This window comes from Bacteroidota bacterium (assembly GCA_034723125.1).
Classification (GTDB): Bacteria; Bacteroidota; Bacteroidia; order CAILMK01; family JAAYUY01; genus JAYEOP01.
Genome location: JAYEOP010000245.1, coordinates 1 through 3,098 on the forward strand (window position 1 = coordinate 1; position 3,098 = coordinate 3,098).

General features: G+C 30.6%; 2 protein-coding genes. Both read right to left on the reverse strand.

Annotated elements, in window-relative coordinates:
* Positions 1–195: 195 nt before the first annotated feature.
* A complete protein-coding gene (gene pdxA, locus U9R42_06775) occupies positions 196–1,281 on the reverse strand; it encodes a 4-hydroxythreonine-4-phosphate dehydrogenase PdxA (GenBank protein MEA3495722.1) in 1,086 nt (361 codons plus the stop codon).
* 26 nt (positions 1,282–1,307) lie between these two features.
* A complete protein-coding gene (locus U9R42_06780) occupies positions 1,308–2,756 on the reverse strand; it encodes a leucyl aminopeptidase (GenBank protein MEA3495723.1) in 1,449 nt (482 codons plus the stop codon).
* Positions 2,757–3,098: the final 342 nt, after the last annotated feature.

Here is a 3,098-nt window from a genome sequence, read left to right on the forward strand (position 1 = left end):
TTACTCCTACTCATCAGATTGCCACAGTCGTTCCTCCTTCGCAATGACGGTATGGTGGAGTTTTTTTATAAAGGAGTCAACAGTATCTTGCATCCTCAAACAAATAAACAAATCACCAAATAAACAAATAAACAATTCTTCTTTGCGTCTTTGCGTGAAAATAGAAACAAACAAACAAACAATCCCTCCAAATTACTACTCCTTCTCTCTTTCCAATTTTATTCTTGACTTCAAAGGATTTTCATTTAATTCCTCATACAGTTCACGGTTTTTAATTATTTTTATGGCACGGTAAATTGCTTCTCTGAAAGAACTTTCATCAGCAACACCTTTTCCTGCAATATTAAATCCTGTTCCATGAGCAGGTGATGTTCTTATTGCCGGTAGTCCTGCTGTAAAATTAACTCCGCTTTCAAAAGCAAGTATTTTAAATGCTATCAAACCCTGATCGTGATACATAGCAAGTATCCCGTCAAATTTATTGTACAATTCTGTTCCAAAAAACCCATCAGAAGGATATGGTCCTAATGCGTTTATACCTTTTTCTTTAGCAATATTTATAGCAGGAATAATTACTTCATTTTCTTCACTACCAAGCAAACCTTCTTCTCCTGCATGGGGATTTAATCCCAAAACTGCAATCTTTGGTCTTCTGATATTAAAATCTATTTCCAACGACTTGCTAAACATTTGTAAATTTCTAACAATATCATCGGTCTTTATATTTGCACTTACATCTTTTAATGGAATATGACCTGTTTGAACAGCAACCCTTAAAGTATCACTAACCATCAACATTAAATTATTATTAACTCCAAAAGCATCCATTAAAAATTCAGTATGTCCCGGATATTTAAATTTTTCGGATTGAATATTATTTTTATTAATTGGTGCAGTAACTAATGCATCTATTTTTTTTGCTTTTAATGCATTTGTTGCAACTTGTAATGAGTTGTATGCGTACTCTCCTCCAATTTCTGTAGATTTACCAACCTCTATTTTTATCTTGCTTTCCTGAGGTAAATCATAATACAAGTTTAACCGATTTGAGTTTAGCTTTTGTAGATTTCTTGTCGTATTGTAAGTTACATTTTTAAGATTCAACATCTTAATGTAATAATTCATTAAGTTTTTACTACAAAAAACAACAGCTGTACAATATTTATAAATTCTATTGTCTATAAAAGTTTTTAAAATTATTTCAGGACCTATACCGTTGATATCACCAACGCTAATGCCAATTAATGGCTTATCTTTTAAATTTATTTTATCTGTATTCATTTTATTAATTCAGTAATAGTTTATTGTTATTCTTCAATTCTGTTTTTTATAAATTCCGATAATAATCTTACACCAATACCAGTACCACCTTTTGCATTATAATTACTTCCTTTTGAATTATAGGCAGTTCCTGCAATATCAAGATGTACAAAATCATAATCAGTGAATCTTTCAAGAAATTTTGCAGCAGTTATTGCCCCTGCTTCTCTACCTCCAATATTTTTCACATCTGCAATATCCGATTTTATTAATTCAGCATATTCTTCCCAAAGAGGAAATTCTACTAATCTCTCATAAGTATCATCCCCTGCTTTTTGCAATTCATTTTTAACTTTTTCTTCTGTTTTCATAAAGGCAACTGTTCCAAACTCGCCAATCGCCATTACTGCAGAACCTGTTAGCGTTGCTAAATTTATTACAAGTTCAGGTTTATATTTTTTTGCATAAGCCAATGCATCGGCAAGTATCATTCTTCCTTCAGCATCAGTATTTAAAACTTCAACAGTAGTGCCGTCAAACATCTTAATAATATCACCGGGATAGTAAGCATTTTGTCCCGGACGATTGTCTGTTGCCGGAATTAAACCTATTACATGAACAGGTATTTTATTTTTAGAAATAGCATTTAAGGTTCCTACAACTGCTGCTGCACCACTCATATCACTTTTCATTTCATCCATATTTGACGGTGGTTTAAGGCTAATTCCTCCTGTATCAAAAACAACACCTTTCCCTACAAAAACTATTGGTTTTTTATTAATTGCATTTTTAGGTTTCCATTCTAAAATATTAAAGGTTGGTGGATCGATACTTCCGTAATTTACTGCTAACAAGCCACCCATTTTTAAAGATTCAATTTTGCTTTTGTTCAAAACATCAGTTGTAAAACCTGCCTCTTTTCCAACTTCCACTATTCTTTTACTCAATTCCTCAGCAGTAAGAACAGAACCCGGTTCATTTATCAAATCTCTTGCTATATTTACACTATCAACAATATTCATAATTTCTTCAACCGTTGCGTTGCTAATAGTTTTACTAATTAAATTTATAGCCTTAAGATTTAGTTCCTTTTTCTTTGTTTTGTATTTGTCAAAAGAATAAGCCGACAACAGCAAACCTTCAAGATAGGAAATTACTTTGTTGTTTTTACCCAAAACTTGAATCTCAATTTTTTCTTCTTTTTCTTTTTTAATCAATTTAAACAATTGAGAAGCAGCTATTCTATATTCCTCTTTATTTTTATGCTCTTCATCAGATTTTTTTGAGATTACTTGGATGTAAACTTTCTTTTGTAAATTCTGTAGATAAAAAAGAAAGATTTCTTTTTCTACATTATTAGCAATGTACTCCTTTTCAATATCCGAAAAGTGATAATCTCCAAAATCCTCAATAATTTTTTCTTCATTTTGAAAAAGAACAACTACTTGAGAAGTGTTTTTTGATCTTGTTTTTACTATCTTTATTTTATAAGTCATATTATTTTTTTTTGCAAAATTATATAAAAATTACTGTTTCCTAACCCAGATAAACTGGAAAAGAATAACTGCCCTAGACTTCGTCTGTGGCATTTTTTGTCCTTTAGGGATGTTCTTTAAATATTTTTTGCCAAAAAACACACGAATATTAGAAATAAGATACTAAGTTTGCTTCTTATTTTTGTCAAATAAATTTATTGTCAAAAAATCAGTTCAATGGATAAAATCATAAAAAAGAAAAAGTACGGACAACATTTTTTAATTGATAATAACATTGCTTTAAAAACTGTTAAGAGCCTTAGCCTTTTACATAAATCATACAATAACCTCCTTGAAATCGGT